Raw genomic sequence first — 14,099 nt, forward strand, 5'->3', positions numbered from 1 at the left:
TCCCGGTACTCGAACCGGACGGCTCCACGAGCGCCCCGGCATGCTGAACGGATACGGCAGGTACGGCAGATGCAGCAGGGTCGTCGCCGGTGTCCGCGGTCTGGGCGGCATCGGCCTGCGAGGTACTCGGGTCAGGGGCGAAAGGAAGGCCGCTGCGGCACGTTGATCCGGACCCGCCGTGCGGACCCCGCTCCCTCGATGTCGTCGAGCTGCCCCAGTACGGCGGCCCGCAACTCGTCGTAGTCCGCGAAACCGTGGTCGTGGAAGAGGGTGTAGCCCGTCCACATCAGGTTGGCGCACACCTTCGCCGGTACCTGCCCGGTCTGTGCGCCCATCCCGACGAGGGCCACCGACCGGATGCTGCCCGGCTTCGCCCGGTTCTGCAGATGCACCGCCTGGAAGGCGGCCGCGCAGGCCAGGGCCACGTTCATCGTGTCGCTGACGTTCTGCGACGACTGGCGCATGGTGGGCGTCGAGATCAGATACCGGGGCACGTCCGCACCGGACGGGACGCACACCGCGCTGCCCACCGGCAGCCGTCCGCCGAACCGGTCGCGGATCGCCCGCTGCACTCGCACCTGGATGCCCGCACCGAGGTACCGCTTGACGACGGCGTCGACCCCACCGTCCATCCGGCCACGCTCGTTGGTGGGCGAGACCCAGGCGTCGGCGTCCACATCGAGAAGGGATCCCCGCCTGATACCGACCTCCGGCGTGTCCGCGAACGCGGACCGCCAGGCCGTCACCACCTCGTCGTTGACGTCGACCAGGACGACGCTCAACGCATGCCTGACACCCACGAATTCACCCCTCTCACCCCGTGATCCCGAACAATCCCGAAGCTACCGTGCGCCACTGACAGCGCCGTTCGACAGGATTGTTCGAGCAGGGTCGGCCGGGGGCGTATCGCGTGTGCCCGGGCGGCCGCCATAGCCGCGCTTCATTTCTTCTGGGCCCTGGGCCGGTGTGCCTGCGCCGTGCTGCTGGTGCGCGGCATTTCTCGCGAGGAGGGGGTCCGGGATCGTTCTGTGACGGTTGAACCGGACGCCCTGCTGAGGGCACCGCAGGCGAAGCTCGATGGCGCGCCGCCGGCGGAGCGGTGGACGGGCCGACCGTCGCGGCCCGCGTCCCCGGTGCCCGGCAGCCGTGGTCTGTCGGATCCCGCGCCTAGGCTGTCCGCAGAGATTCGATCAAGGAGCAGGGCTGCGGATAGAGCGTCACCAGGTGGGCGAGGCCGTCGTGTCGGCAGCGCGCGAGGACTTCACCAACCGGATCGGGGGCCAGGTGCGGTCCATGTCGCGAGCCGGCCGGATGACCACCTACGAATGGCAGTCGATCGCCGACACGTTCCTCGACTACCTGGGTGCCCTCTCCGTCGAGATACCCGGCCTCGACACCCCGGAGGCCAAGGCCGCCCTCAAGGACGCCTCCGAAGCGGCTGCCGGCGCCGTCGCCTACGCCGCGTACCACCCGCACTGCCACTTCCAGGTCTTCCTGGAGTACGTGAACTTCGGCATGAGCTACGACCCGGGCGAGGATGCCCCCGCGGAGAGCATCACGCCCGGGCAGTGGACCGACGCACTGTGCCTGTCGGTCCTCAGGGACAAGGCGAGGTGGCACGGCGAGGCCTTCCACTTCGCCCGGATGAAGTTCGCCGAGCGGGCGCAGGGAACGCCGGTCGGCGAACTGGCCACGGGATTGATGGCCGTGGTCCTGGACGACACCGGCGACGACGAGGAGTATCCGCCGAGCGCGCAGGCCAAGCTCGCTGCCGTCGACGCGGCCCTGGACCGCATCCGTACCCGCGCGGAGGAGACCGGTGCCCCTCTCCTGGACCGGCCGGACAGCATGGCGCTGCGCACGCTGCGCGCCCTGGCCGCTGAGGACCGGGAGGCCTTCGACACCGCACTGGCCGACCTCCTGGCCGGCCACGCCGCCCTGCACGGCTCTGCGGCCTCCCCGGGTACGCTGCTCCCGCTCGTGCCCATCGCCCTTGCCGCACTCGCCCACCGGACCCTGGGCTGGGCGCCGGCCGTCCGCACCGGCTACCTCCCGCACGCTCTGATCACCGGCTTCGAGAGCCGCGGCCCCCGGGTGGCGGCCTTCGGCAGGGATCGGCGGCCGGACGCCGTGGCCGCGCTCGCCGCGAGCCCGCTGGTGGTGGAGCGGCCGGCCTACGAGCGGACGGTGCCCGCGCAGGTGGCGGCCCTGTACGAGAGGCACATCCAGGAGGCGTTCACCGCCGTCGCCGGGGAACCCCTCGACGTCTGGCGGCTCAGCAGCGTCATGGGCGACCAGGAACGACTCTTCAAGTGGCGTGCGGAGAACTCCGACCATGTGACGGGCCCTCAGCTCGCGAACCTCAAGCTGGCCTCCCGGGCGGGGTCGGCCCTGTTCCACATCGCCCTTGCGGAGCCGGGCACCGAGACCGAGGTGACCGTCGACGGCCGCGCGGTGCGCTACCGGGCCGAGCGCGGCGAGAAGGCCGGCGCCGGCTTCTGGCAGAAGGCCACTGCCCTCGCCCTCATCACCGGCACACGCGAAGACCTCGCACCGCTCGTCCTCACCGGTCCTTCCTTCGCGCAGCCGGACGGCTCCGCCTTCAGCGCGTACCGCGAAGCCCTCCACGCCTATCTGAAGGGCATCGATCCCGAACCGGCCGTGCGGCGGGCGTTGCAGCAGGCCGAGAAGGCCAAGGACTGGGGCTTCTGCATGCCGCCGATCGTGCTGCTGTCGCAGCTCGTGGAGGGTGACGAGGAGAGCTTCGACCTGGCCCTGGCCGACGCGCTCGAAGCCCACCGCGACTACTACCAGGTCGCCGACCGCGCCGACGATCCGGACGCCTCCGTCAACCTCGACGTCCTCGCTCTGGCCTGCCACGCCCGCCGTCGTGGGTGGGGCGTCCGCGTCGAATCCCCCTACCTTCCGCAGGATCTCCTCCGGGCCGCGGAGCCCTTCTAGGGACATGTCGGCAACGGAGCGCTCAGATGATCCACCGGTATCCCCTCGGCCGTCCCGGGTCGCCTGCCACCGGGAACCTGTTTGCACCAGGACCGCCGAAGCCCTTCCCCGCCAGGGCAACGCCCTGGCGTCGCGCTCCCCGTTGAACGGTTCATCTCCCGCGACGCCGTCATACCTGAGAGCCAGACGGAAGGACGGCTCCGCAGAGTGAGGCCGACCAGCAGGTTCGCTCCGTAACTTCGTATCCGGAAGAGCGTCTGGAGCGGAAGTGCTGTGAGTGTCCGTGCCGAGGGACGGGGCTCGCGAGCCGGGCGGGGTCTCGTGGAGTGGTACATCAGCGACACCCGGGTCCCGTGAAAGGGGCCCTGGCGTTTCACGGTGATCGTGCTGGTGCTGTTCGTTCTCGTCGTGGTCGCCGCCATCGCGGTGCGCCGGACGAGGGAGGTCCGCATCCGGCTCGCGGAACAGGAATCGGCCCTTGCGCAGGAGCGGGCGCACCGCACCGTTCTGGAGGAACGCGCCCGCATCGCACGCGAGTTGCATGACGTGGTCGCCCACCACATGTCCGTCATCTCCATCCAGGCCGATGCCGCCCCGTATCGTGTCGCGGACCCGCCCGAGGAACTGGTCACGGCGCTGGCCGACATCCGCGCGGGCGCCCTGGAGGGACTGACCGAGCTGCGCCGCCTCCTCGGGGTGCTGCGCTCCGAGGACCGTCCCGACGGCAACTCCCCCAAGGCTCCGCAGCCCACTCTGGAGCGGCTCGACGACCTGCTCACCGGCGTCCGCGGGGCCGGGCTCGACGTGACGGCGGTGGCCTCCGGGCCCCGCCGCCCGCTGCCCGGAGGCGTGGAGCTGTCGGCCTACCGGATCGTGCAGGAAGCGCTCAGCAACACACTGCGCCACGCCCCCGGCGCCACGGCCCGCATCGAACTCACCTACACCGACTCCGCTCTTCACCTGCGGATCCTCAACGGCCCCGGACAACAGGCCGCCCGCCCCTCGCCAGGAGCCGGACACGGCATCCTGGGCATGCGCGAACGCGCCGCGATGCTCGGCGGCGAGCTCTCCGCAGGCGCAACACCCGACGGTGGCTACGAGGTCACCGCGCTGCTGCCCGTCACGGAAGGGGACGAGCGGGCGGGACCGCGCGTCCCCTTCGGTGGCGGAGAGACGGCCCGGGAGTACTTCGGCGTTGGCCGGCCGGGATGCCGGGCGGGTACCGGGAGTCGACCCCGAGCGGTGAACGATCTCGGTTCATGAGCCGGGGAGGTCTCACGGACGAGCGGTGGCGTGGCTGCCTCGGCCGAGCTCCTTGAGGAACTCTCGTTGGCCGTCCAGGAATCCGTCCGCGAAGAGCGAGCGGGGGGAGAAGAGCGCGGTGAGCGTGATCTTCAGGTCCGACTGCTCAATGGACTGCTTGAGCAGTGAGTGGGTCGCGTCCGGGTATCGCCTGACCGTCAATGCGCCATCTGCGTCCAGCGTCTTGTGGTAGACGCGCTCCGTGTCGGCGGTGTCCACGTTGATGTCATGGCCCGCCAGGGCCAGCAGCACCGGTACGCCGCGCAGGGCGCGGAGGTCTTGTGTCGCGTCCGCGGTGTGGTTCTTGGAGATGAAGCCCCAGCGCTCGGCGGTCATGCCGTCCGTGTCGCCGCGCATCGCCCCGACGTACTCCTCGAAGGTCGCGTGACGCCCCAGCAGCCGGCGGACGGTGTCGCTCCTGGCGACCTCCGCCCTGGTGCGGGCTGCCGATGCGCCGTCGGCGCGCAGCTCGGCCAGGAGGTTGTAGCGGCCCTGCCGGAGCCAGTTGATCGCGGGCGAGACGGCGATGACGAAGCTCACGGGCGTCCTGGCGGCGGTCTTGGGCAGGACCCAGCCCGCCTGGCTGGCGCCCCAGAGCCCGATCCGGTCGCCGTCGATGTCCGGGCGGGCGCGGGCCCAGGCGATCGCGGCGGCTGCCTCGTCGGCCCGGTCGTCCATGGACTGGTCGAGCCAGTCGCCGGGGGCGCCCGCGACGCCGGGCTTGTCCCAGGACAGGGAGGCGTACCCGGCCTTGGCGTTCGCCTCCCACATGGGCTTGTAACCGTCGTCGTGGGTGGCGTCGACAGGGCCGTCGCCGTGGACGTACACGACCAGGCCGTGTTGCTCGCGGCCGTCCCTGGGGATGGCCAGTACGCCGTTGAGGGTGTGGCCGCCGTGGCGGATCGTGACCCGCTGCTCGTCCATGTCGTACGAGTTCCGCCACAGCACCGCACCGACGAGGCCGGCGGCCACGACCAGGACTGCGACGAGTGACCACACGGCGGCGCGGAGCCCGCGTCGCCGTGGCGGAGTCTTCGGACACATGGGACGGCCGCCTCTGCTCGGGTTCGATCGAGCAACAAAACTATCACTGAAGAAACGATCGTATAGACTTTGATAGATTCAAGCTTCGTCGGGAGAGGTGGCACAGCATGGGACCGGACGCGACAGGCCCCGGGGCCGGACCGGTGACGGTGCGGCGGGGAGTTCCGGCCGGAGCCGAGCGGCGGGCGGCCGAGCTGTACTGGGACGCCTTCGGCCGCAAACTCGGTCCCGCCCTGAACCCGCCGGGCAAGGCGGTGCCCTTTGTCGCCGCCCACCTGAACGCCGATCGCGCGGTCTGCGCCCTCCTGGACGGGCAGCTCGTCGGCCTCGCCGGGTACCAGCACGACGGGAGGGCCCTCATCGGGGGATCGGCTCGCGCCGTGCTGCGCGCGTACGGACACCTGCGAGGACTGCGCCGACTCCTGCTGCTGGCCCTGTTCGAACGTCGCCCGGCCCCCGGACAGCTCGTCATGGACGGCATCGCAGTGGATCCGGGCATGCGCGGCCGTGGTATCGGGAGCCTGCTCATCGAGGAAGTAGCCGCCGTCGCGTCGGAGCAGCACTGCCGGGAGATCAGACTGGACGTGATCGACACCAACCCGCGCGCCAGGGCCCTGTACGAGCGGCGCGGCTTCACGGCCGTACGGACCGAGCGCACGCCCTACCTGCGCGGGCTGCTCGGATTCGGCGCGGTGACCACCATGCACCGCCCGGTCGGAACAAGAGAGGGGAGAGAGCTGTGAGCACCGAGACCGACCACGTCGAGGTCCCCACCCGCATGCTCGTCCACGCGCTGATCCGCGAGGACGGCACCGTCGGCGCGGACGAGCTGTACACCGTCGCCAACACGCTGGGCATGAGCGACCAGCAGGTACGGCTGTGCGTCAAACGCCTCGTGGCCGAGGGCCGATTCACCCACGAGGGCCGGGGCCGCAAGGCGGAACTGCGCGCGACCACGGACACCACGCGTGCTCTCGCCCCCAACGCGGACTTCCTGCGGCACGCGTTCCGGCAGGACGCCGGGCTCGCGCCCTGGGACGGTGTCTGGCACCTGGCCGCCTTCGCGGTGCCCGAATCGGCCCGACCCGCCCGGGACGCCCTGCGCGAGACACTCGTCCACCTCGGCGGCGCCCCGCTCCAGGGCGGGCTGTACGCCTGCGCCAACGCATGGGAACCGTACGTCGAAGAAGCCGCCCACCGCCTCGGCGCCCACGGCGCGCTCACCCTCCTCACCACGACGGACCTGCGCAGGGGCGATGTCCGAGAGCCTGCCGAACTCGCCCGACGCCTGTGGCCCCTGCAGGAGATCGCCGGCCGCTACCACCGGCTCGGCCGCGTCGCCCGGCCCCGCCTCGCCCGGCTCACCGGCTCTGCCGAAATCTCCTCGTCCGCACTCCTCACCATCGCTGTCGAGCTGGCCGCCGAACTCACCCGCGCCATGGAGCCCGACCCGCTGCTGCCACCTCAGTTCCTGCCCCAGCCCTGGCCCGGCACCCAGGCCCGGGAGCTCATCGCCCAGTGCTGGGCGGCCCTGCACCGACGCGACCGGGGCGAAGCCCGCCCAACCCTCTTCCGCCTCTACGCCGACATCACCCGCGAAACAGCGGACCGGGCCACGCGCTGAAGGCGGAACAGACGCCGCGGGGTCGCGCCCGCCGGAGGAGGACACCGCGAGGGCGCCTGCCCGGCTCAGAGGTTGCGGGCCCCCGGGCGCACTGATCCGCCGGCGATGCCTGAACTCCCGGCAGGCGTTTCAGGACAGACACGGCTTGCGGCGACTGCCCGGGTGGCCGGCCTCAGGCCGGCTTGCGCCACACGGAGATGTGCTTCGCGGAGTCCTGGGCGAACGGCGACCCGTCCCAGTCCGCGACGCGGGATTCCAGCTCCAGCCCAGCGATCCGTGCCATCAGGTCGAGCTCTGCCGGCCAGGCGTACCGTTGCCGGCAGTTGCCGCGACGGTAGCGGCCGTCGGCGCCGTCGCGGGTGAAGTGGTGCGAGACGAGAATCTGCTCGACCAGGTCGAAGGTGTCGAAGCCGAGATGCCTCTCGGAGACATCGAACGGCACCGCGACCTGGCCGGGCGGCAGGAACCGCAGCGGCGGCACATCCAGCTCGATGACGAATCGGCCGCCGGGCTCCAGATGACGTGCGGCGTTGCGGAAGCACTCGACCTGCTCGTCCTGCGTGAGCAGGTTCGTGATGGTGTTGTAGACGAGATAGACCAGGGTGAACCCGCCCGAGACGACGGTGGTGGCCATGTCCCCGATGGTCACCGGGAGCGTGCTCTCGTCGATCTTGCACCGCAGCACCGCTGCCATGTGCTCGGACAGTTCGATGCCCGCTACCGGCACGCCGCGTTCCCGGAGCGGGATGCCCACTCGTCCGGTTCCGATGGCGAACTCCAGTGCCCGGCCGTCTCCGGCGAGCTCGGCGAGGAAGGCGAGAGCCGGTCCGAGAACGGCGGCCGAGGACCTTTCGGCCTCCTCGTCGTCGTAGCGCTCGGCGGTCGCACGGGTCCACAGTTCGCTGCTCGTCACAAACGGCCACTTTGCCGGGTGCCGAGGGGCGCTGTCGACGTATTTACGTTCTCCTCGCCGCGGGTCGAGGACGTGGCCTGCCCGGGGCTCCGAAGTCGTTCGCGCGCGCAGCACCGCGCACCGGGAAAAACGGGCCGCCGCTGATCCGGCCGTCCGGACCCGGGGTGTTGGCGTCCTCGGCCAGCTTCTGTTCCGCGGCCAGGTCGACGCCGACGACGCGGAGCCCTTGCCGCAGGCCGCGGGGCGTCACCCGAATCCCCAGGTCCGCGAATGGCGCACTTTCCCGCTCGACTTCCTGGGATCCCGCGGGTGCCGTGATGGAACGCTGGTGCCGCGTCAGGCAACGTTCGCCTGTTGTGAGGACCTGCCCGCCGAGTGCTTCGGCCGCTGACGATAATCGAGTGATGAGCGCCCTCGAACGTCCCATGCCGCCCCTGAACTCCGATGAGCGCACCACGCTCGAAAGCTGGCTCGACTTTCATCGCATCACGCTCGCCATGAAGTGCGAGGGCGTGGACGATGAGCAGGCCGCCGTCGCGTCCGTGCCTCCGTCCGGCTTCACGTTGACCGGCCTCGTTCAGCACATGGCGGAGGTGGAGCGGAACTGGTTCCGTCGCGTGTTCGCCGGGGATCAGGCTCCGCCCATCTACGACCCGCAGGCCGGCCCGGATGCCCCCGACGGTGGCTTCGCACTGGCGGAGGGCGCCACTCTGGGCGATGCCCTCGCCACCTGGCGGGCCGAGATTGCCCGCGCCCGCGAGCTCTGCGCCGACCGTGCCCTGTCCGATACGGGGAGCTTCATGGGCCAGGACGTCAACCTCCGCTGGATCTACGTCCACATGATCGAGGAGTACGCCCGCCACAACGGCCACGCCGACCTGGTCCGGGAACGCGTCGATGGCACCACCGGCGTATGAGCAACGAGTCGAAGCCGTCGGCGTCGAAGTCGTGGACCACGTCGCGGATCCGGTCGTCGCTGGTGAACGGCAGCCCGGCGATCCTCGCGACCGGCATGCCCTGAGCGGACGGCAGCACCATCTGCGCGCGCCGGCAGGTCACCACCGGGCCGGTGCCTCTGCGGACTGTCCGCAGCCACCGCCGGCCCTCGCTGTCATCGGGCTCGCGAACGCGCGCTCGTTCTGCCGCCCGCACACCTTGGCTGCTGGAGCATCGGGTTCAGGCGGAGTCGGTGGAATCGGCCGCGGGCGTCCTGCCCGCGACCTTTGGCCTGGTGACGCCGTCGACCGCCACACAGATGCCAAAGACACGATCGTGGCTGGTCCAGCCGTTGACACGGCCGCGGTTGTTACTGATCTGCACCCGCTTCCCGGCGGGGTCCACGGACGACACCAGGTGCAGGTACACCGTCCCGGCGACGCGGGCGAGGACGATGTCCCCGACCTCCAGCTTCGACGGGTCGACCGGAGCAACCACCACCTGCTGCCGACTGCGTATCAGCGGGACCATCGAGGAGCCGCTGGGCCGGAACTCCACGGTGGCCCCGTCGGCAACCCTGCCTGCCACCGCATCCAGTGCACCCATCCGGCGATCGTGGCAGATTCCCCCGCGCCACCCCACCGGTCTACTCCTCGGTGCTCCACCAGCGGGGCGAGCGTCACTGCACCGCCCGGTCGGCGGCGCACTCCCGACCGGGCCCGTGCCGATCACGGCGACGTCGTACGTGTGAGCATCCGTGTGTCCTGGGCGGTGCGGCCCAGGCGCAGGGCCGAGACGAGGAAGAAGATGCCGCCGGGGACGGCGTAGCCGATCGCGGCGGTGAGCGCGGGCTCGTCCGCGCCGGCCGACGCGACGAACGAGGCCCCGGCCAGGATCGAAATGGCGCCACTGACGATCATCGGCCACTGGCCACCCAGCCGGCGACGGGGAACAGCCACGATCAGCTGGACCAGCCCGGACAAGATCGCCCAGGCGCCCCAGACGCGCAGTACCGCCGGAATGCCTGACGCGCAGGCGATACCCACGCCGGCTGCGGCGACCAGGCTGACGGCCATGTTCACGTAGAGCGGCGCGGGCGATCCCGTCGTGCGCGACGACCTCGCGTCGACGACGGCCGCCCCCACATCGAACAGCGGGTACAGCACGAGCAGCACGACCGCGGCCGGAGTGAGTTTCGTGGCCATCGTGAACATCACGAGGGCCCAGACGATGGCAAAGGCGAACCGGACGAAGTACAGCCGCCGCAGGGCAGCGGCCGTCCCGGTGATGCCGGACGGAGCAGCAATGGCGCTCACGATGGTCCCTTTCATGAATCCGCGAAGAGAGAAGAAGAGAGGGGCGGGGTTTCCTGCGGTCGGCCTTCTCGATCGGGCCGGACGCATGTCTTTCCGATGGCATCCCCGGTTGCCGCCCGATGGGGCCGGCGGCCGGATGCCACTCCTGCAAGACCGAACGTTCTGTTCACCAGGCTGGCAAGGGCGTCACCACTTGTCAAGACCGAACGTTCTACCCGCTAGAATCGCCGCATGGTGCGCGAGTATGAGGGCCGGCCGTCCGAAGCCCGGTCCCGGCTGCTCAACACAGCCGGCCGGGTGTTCTACGCGGAAGGGATCCACGCCGTCGGCGTCGACCGCATCATCGCGGAAGCACAGGTGACACGGGCGACCTTCTATCGCCACTTCCCCAGCAAGGAAACCCTGATCGTCGCGTACCTGAACGAGGCCGACCGGGCCATCCGCGACCAGGTCGACACCGCGGTCGCCGCCGGGCTACCGGCCGCCGAAACCATCCGTGAGGTCAGTGCGTACATCGCCCAGGGCATCCAGTCCCCCGGATTCCGGGGATGCGCCTTCCTCAACGCTGTCGCCGAGTATCCCGACCCCGATCACCCGGTGCACCTGGCCGTCCTCACGCACCGTCAGTGGTTCCTTGAGACCGTCACCGGCCTTCTGGCCGGGATTCGGGAGAATCCCGCCGCACCCGCCGCCCGCCACTTCGTGATGATGCGCGACGGAGCGATGGCCGCCGGCTGCCTCTTCGACCCGGACCTGGTGTGCGAGACCTTCCTACTCGGAGTCGATGCGCTCCTCAAGGCACACGCCACCCCCTCCGACGCCGAGTGGACCGAGGGCCGTTGACGCCCGCGTGAGGGCTGATGACACGGGGCGGGTCCGCCTCCGCCGGTCCCGGCGCGATGTGGCTGCCCGGTCCGGGCCGAAGGGTGGAACCAGGCACGTCCGCAGCAGTCGCCGGGGCCTGCAGCATCGGCCGCTCCACGACGGTGGCCCGGCTCGCGGAACCGGCACACGGCGCCGGGCCGGTTTCTCCGTGTCCGGACCCTATGAGGTGTGAGGTACCCCGCCCAAGTGGCCTCCAGCAGACTCGCATTGTCTCTCCGGAAGGGAGCGACAGAACACGACAGGGGGCATCACACCATGCGTGAGATCACTCGCCGGATCGCCGTACTGACGGGCGGACTGGCCCTGGTCACCGGCGCGATGAGCAGTGCTTCGGTGAACGCCGCGGCATCGGTTCCCGAGCGCTCGGCGGCGTCGGGTGCGGCCGTGACCTGCTACGGGAGTGCGACGAGCGAGACGTTCAACATGGGGACGGACGAGGCCGAGCACAGCTTCGGGCCGTACTACACCGCCAGTCCCAAAATCTGTGGGGACATCAACCTCAAGCTCACGCAGTGGGGCAGTGCCAATCCGCTGCACGTCAGGATCTGTTTCTACCCGACCGGCGGCGGCACGCAGTGCACCAAGTACATGAGCTTCACCAAGAGTGATGTGGGCAAGTGGCGGGTCCTCGCGACGGATGTCATTCCCGGCACCAAGTACCGGATCTCCATGGACTTTGCCAGCCACGTGTTCAAGGGCGAGCTCGCGGACTGACTCCGCGCGGACTGACTCTGCGCGGACTGACTCTGCGCGGACCGGCGAGCGCCGGCCAGGACGAGCCGGGGCATGTCCGGTGTGCGGTTGTGTGCAAGGCCCGGAGTGGGGTGGTTTCCCGACTCCGGGCCTTGTGGCGTTCGGCCGGCGACGTGATTCAGGCCGGTGGCCCGGTCCGGCGGCGCGGTTCAGACCGGTGGCCCGGTCCGGCGGCGCGGTCGGTGCCGCTTCCCAGCCGCCGGGTCCAGGCGGCCGGCGCCGCCCCGGCAGAATCCTGTGCCAGGGCACCAGTTTCCGCCACCGCACTCTGCCGGAAAGGCAGTTGCTCGTCGGGGTCCGCTGTCAGAGCCCCGCGCTCCACCTCAAACGGCAGGAAACGCCATCAATCTGCCGGCCGGGCGACACCGGCCGCCGACCGGAACCCGCTGCCGACAGGGCGGCGGGCGGTCGGTCGGAGGGGGCCGCTGTCCGCGCCGCGGGGGATCGAGGAAAGAGCGACGGGCGAAGATCGTCCGGTTCGTAACTGTGCGGGCCCACCAGGGGCGCGTGTACAGATCAACTCCAGTAAGCTGACTCCGTTTTAGGTAGTGGCAAGGCCGCGAGTCGACTGCGTGCGACGGCGGGAAGCACCCGGTAGCCGACGTTCGCAGTCCTCAACGGAGCTCTGATGAACCTGTTCGTCCGCGTTCAGCAGGCTCCGCCCTGCGACCGTTTCCGGGGGCGGCAGTTGTGGAAGGACCGACCGAGCAGCCGTCGTCGCCCGTGGGGATCGCGGCGATGGGGCTCCGGGTGGGCCGGGCGGCTCAGCGGGACTCGCCCCGGCCCGGCGGTCGTTCGTCCGCGGTGGCGCTCGTTCGCCGCACGGGCGGTCCACACGCCGTTCACTTGCCACCTCGTTCTTCTGTCCACCAGTTCTCCGGAGGCCGCGCGCACTCCCCTGCGGGGCAGTGAACCGATGCGCTGTTCTTCGAAGGCTCGATCGACCCCTAGGACCACCCTCCGTGACCTTGTCCTCAAAAATCGCCGTTGCCCTTGGCGTCTTGTCTCTTCTCCTGGCAGTCTGGGCGCTGCTTCTGGCACGCTCGCGCCGTATACACGTGCGACAGGGCAGAGCGTGGCGCGCGGAGACGCAGGCCGCCGATTCCCGTGCGCAGGCCGCTGAGGGACGCGCCCGGACCGAGGTGCAGAACAGGCAGGCCGCAGAGTCCCGTGCGAAGGAACTCGGTAACCGCGAGGCGGAGCTTCTCGGCGAGGTGCGTCATCTCGTCTCCGATCGGCTTCCCGCTCTCGCACTGCACCTGATCAGCTCTCATCATCCCGTCCCCGGGCTGCTGCACAAGCATCTCGCGGGATCGGAGGCCGCCCGGCTTCTCGATGCCGTGCCCGAAGCGGTTTCCCGCATCGTCCTCAAGGAGAGGCGCCGCATCGACGCCGCCGCTCGTGCTGCCCTGCGTGGCGCGACCCAGGAGTCCCAGGCTCTTTCCTACCGGTTGCAGACGAACATTGTGGGTCTGCAGCACGAGTTCAGCGCGCCGCCCCGTCTGACGCAGAGCCTGCTCGAATCCGACCACATCAACGAGCAGAACCTGCGCCTCACGCAGCGATCCGCCATCGTGTGCGGAGGCTGGCCGGGGCACGTCCGCAAGGACACCTACGTGAGCGAGGTCGTCAGTGGCGCCTCCTCCCGGCTGCGTGGTTTCGACCGCATCAACATCGTTTCCCGGCTGGGTCTTTCCAACATCGGTGTGGTCGGGCGTGCGGCCGAGCCCGTGGCCGTGGTGTGCGCCGAGTTGATGGCCAACGCGCTGGAGCACTCCCGCGACGACCTCATGGTGGACGTCGGCCTGGTCCAGACGGGCAACGGCAGTGTGTGCATCACGATCGACGACGCCGGCAAGGGCATGACGTCCGAAGCGCTCGCGCGCGGGCGGAGTCTGATCTCGGGTGAGCAGCAGGAAGTGATGCTCCTTGAGCTCGGTGATCCGCCGTCCATGGGTTTCGCCGCGATCGGCCGTCTCGTCGCCGACTACGGCCTTCATGTGTCCATCGACACTTCCTCTCCCTATGGCGGGGTGCGCGCTGTGGTGTCCGTTCCCGAGAACCTGCTGACTTCGATCGACGAGAACGTCACGCCTCCGTCGGTCATGGCTCCTCAGCCTGCTGTGGCGCCGCAGGCCCACAAGCGGCCGGCTGCTGCCGGTGCGCAGGCGCACTCCCCCGCGCCGTCCGCCGCGGCGGAACTGCCGCAGCGTCGCCGCCGTTTCTCGGCGACAGCCGCCCAGGAAGAAGCCGCCGCAGCGCCCCGCCCGTTGGACCCGGAGAGCACCGGTGCCATCTGGAGCGATTTCCAAAGTGGCCTCACCGACGGCCGGTCCGTCACCGATTCGGAGCACACACTGTGATC

General features: G+C 70.2%; 13 protein-coding genes and 1 pseudogene. 8 read left to right on the top strand and 6 right to left on the bottom strand.

What is annotated here, in order from left to right:
- Window positions 1-131: 131 nt before the first annotated feature.
- Complete coding sequence (locus ACGF8B_RS37235) at window positions 132-800, bottom strand: macro domain-containing protein (protein ID WP_392746863.1); 669 nt, start codon at window positions 798-800, stop codon at window positions 132-134.
- 424 nt (window positions 801-1,224) lie between these two features.
- On the opposite strand from ACGF8B_RS37235, the gene ACGF8B_RS37240 reads away from it, so the two are divergent.
- A complete protein-coding gene (locus tag ACGF8B_RS37240; protein WP_392746864.1) occupies window positions 1,225-2,961 on the top strand; it encodes an immunity 49 family protein in 1,737 nt (578 codons plus the stop codon).
- A 378-nt stretch (window positions 2,962-3,339) separates the two neighbouring features.
- A complete protein-coding gene (locus tag ACGF8B_RS37245) occupies window positions 3,340-4,224 on the top strand; it encodes a sensor histidine kinase (RefSeq protein ID WP_392746866.1) in 885 nt (294 codons plus the stop codon).
- A gap of 12 nt (window positions 4,225-4,236) precedes the next feature.
- On the opposite strand, the gene ACGF8B_RS37250 is transcribed toward ACGF8B_RS37245, so the two are convergent.
- On the bottom strand, window positions 4,237-5,307 hold the full coding sequence (locus ACGF8B_RS37250) for an alpha/beta hydrolase family protein (RefSeq protein WP_392746867.1): 1,071 nt from the start codon (window positions 5,305-5,307) through the stop codon (window positions 4,237-4,239).
- A gap of 107 nt (window positions 5,308-5,414) precedes the next feature.
- Between ACGF8B_RS37250 and ACGF8B_RS37255 the strand changes: the two genes are divergently transcribed.
- Entirely contained in the window at window positions 5,415-6,050 is a 636-nt protein-coding gene (locus ACGF8B_RS37255) for a GNAT family N-acetyltransferase (RefSeq protein WP_392746868.1), read from the top strand.
- A gap of 35 nt (window positions 6,051-6,085) precedes the next feature.
- Complete coding sequence (locus tag ACGF8B_RS37260) at window positions 6,086-6,931, top strand: PaaX family transcriptional regulator C-terminal domain-containing protein (RefSeq protein WP_392746952.1); 846 nt, start codon at window positions 6,086-6,088, stop codon at window positions 6,929-6,931.
- Window positions 6,932-7,103: 172 nt separating this feature from the next.
- Here ACGF8B_RS37260 and ACGF8B_RS37265 read toward each other — a convergent pair whose 3' ends face one another.
- Window positions 7,104-7,844, bottom strand: coding sequence for a class I SAM-dependent DNA methyltransferase (locus ACGF8B_RS37265; RefSeq protein ID WP_392746869.1), 741 nt, complete (start codon window positions 7,842-7,844; stop codon window positions 7,104-7,106).
- Window positions 7,845-8,248: 404 nt separating this feature from the next.
- Between ACGF8B_RS37265 and ACGF8B_RS37270 the strand changes: the two genes are divergently transcribed.
- Window positions 8,249-8,761: a DinB family protein gene (locus tag ACGF8B_RS37270; protein WP_392746871.1), complete on the top strand. Its 513-nt coding sequence runs from the start codon at window positions 8,249-8,251 to the stop codon at window positions 8,759-8,761.
- 1 nt (window position 8,762) lies between these two features.
- On the opposite strand, the pseudogene ACGF8B_RS37275 reads toward ACGF8B_RS37270, so the two are convergent.
- From ACGF8B_RS37275 to ACGF8B_RS37285, 3 genes and pseudogenes are all read right to left on the bottom strand, one after another.
- Window positions 8,763-8,996: pseudogene (locus tag ACGF8B_RS37275) on the bottom strand (IS630 family transposase); the annotation flags it as partial.
- Between the two features lie 24 nt (window positions 8,997-9,020).
- Entirely contained in the window at window positions 9,021-9,386 is a 366-nt protein-coding gene (locus tag ACGF8B_RS37280) for a S26 family signal peptidase (RefSeq protein ID WP_392746872.1), read from the bottom strand.
- 122 nt (window positions 9,387-9,508) lie between these two features.
- A complete protein-coding gene (locus ACGF8B_RS37285; RefSeq protein WP_392746873.1) occupies window positions 9,509-10,096 on the bottom strand; it encodes a DUF308 domain-containing protein in 588 nt (195 codons plus the stop codon).
- Window positions 10,097-10,327: 231 nt separating this feature from the next.
- Between ACGF8B_RS37285 and ACGF8B_RS37290 the strand changes: the two genes are divergently transcribed.
- The 3 genes from ACGF8B_RS37290 to ACGF8B_RS37300 all read left to right on the top strand — a co-directional run bounded on the left by ACGF8B_RS37290 (window position 10,328) and on the right by ACGF8B_RS37300 (window position 14,097).
- Window positions 10,328-10,939 (top strand): TetR/AcrR family transcriptional regulator, encoded by a 612-nt coding sequence (locus ACGF8B_RS37290; RefSeq protein ID WP_392746874.1) that lies wholly within the window; start codon window positions 10,328-10,330, stop codon window positions 10,937-10,939.
- A gap of 297 nt (window positions 10,940-11,236) precedes the next feature.
- On the top strand, window positions 11,237-11,695 hold the full coding sequence (locus tag ACGF8B_RS37295) for a hypothetical protein (protein ID WP_392746876.1): 459 nt from the start codon (window positions 11,237-11,239) through the stop codon (window positions 11,693-11,695).
- A 1,001-nt stretch (window positions 11,696-12,696) separates the two neighbouring features.
- Window positions 12,697-14,097, top strand: coding sequence for an ATP-binding protein (locus ACGF8B_RS37300; RefSeq protein WP_392746878.1), 1,401 nt, complete (start codon window positions 12,697-12,699; stop codon window positions 14,095-14,097).
- Window positions 14,098-14,099 lie beyond the last annotated feature (2 nt).

Origin of the sequence: Streptomyces sp. NPDC047917 (assembly GCF_043204345.1) — a bacterium.
GTDB classification, from domain to species: Bacteria; Actinomycetota; Actinomycetes; order Streptomycetales; family Streptomycetaceae; genus Streptomyces; species Streptomyces sanglieri.

Bases quoted from the DNA above. Each gene is read 5' to 3' on its own strand.
- ACGF8B_RS37260 (WP_392746952.1), top strand. From the start codon at position 6,086: ATGCTCGTCCACGCGCTGATCCGCGAGGACGGCACCGTCGGCGCGGAC.
- ACGF8B_RS37255 (WP_392746868.1), top strand. From the start codon at position 5,415: ATGGGACCGGACGCGACAGGCCCCGGGGCCGGACCGGTGACGGTGCGG.
- ACGF8B_RS37250 (WP_392746867.1), bottom strand. From the start codon at position 5,307: ATGTGTCCGAAGACTCCGCCACGGCGACGCGGGCTCCGCGCCGCCGTG.
- ACGF8B_RS37295 (WP_392746876.1), top strand. From the start codon at position 11,237: ATGCGTGAGATCACTCGCCGGATCGCCGTACTGACGGGCGGACTGGCC.
- ACGF8B_RS37280 (WP_392746872.1), bottom strand. From the start codon at position 9,386: ATGGGTGCACTGGATGCGGTGGCAGGCAGGGTTGCCGACGGGGCCACC.
- ACGF8B_RS37270 (WP_392746871.1), top strand. From the start codon at position 8,249: ATGAGCGCCCTCGAACGTCCCATGCCGCCCCTGAACTCCGATGAGCGC.
- ACGF8B_RS37290 (WP_392746874.1), top strand. From the start codon at position 10,328: ATGGTGCGCGAGTATGAGGGCCGGCCGTCCGAAGCCCGGTCCCGGCTG.